1 protein-coding gene is annotated in these 241 nt (G+C 61.4%); it reads left to right on the forward strand.

Annotation, left to right across the window (positions count from 1 at the left end):
* On the forward strand, positions 1–241 hold a 241-nt coding region (locus CVH10_RS23895), incomplete at both ends, for a YHS domain-containing protein (protein ID WP_219925093.1).

The raw sequence follows: 241 nt of genomic DNA on the forward strand, positions 1-241 counted from the left end.
GCCGCAGCAGCAGTGATCGACGCGGTGTGCGGCATGACGGTCGATCCCGCAAAAACGACACACCATGCCGAGCACGCTGGTCATGCCTATAATTTCTGTAGCGCAGGATGCCGGAGCAAGTTTGTCGCCAATCCTGACGCCTATCTGAGCGATAAGCCGAAACCGGAGCCGATGGCGACGCCGGGGGCGATGTGGACGTGCCCGATGCACCCGCAAATTCGCCAGGAAGGGCCGGGAACTT

Origin of the sequence: Halomonas sp. ND22Bw, assembly GCF_003011945.1 — a bacterium.
In the GTDB taxonomy this organism is placed as follows: domain Bacteria; phylum Pseudomonadota; class Gammaproteobacteria; order Pseudomonadales; family Halomonadaceae; genus Halomonas; species Halomonas halophila.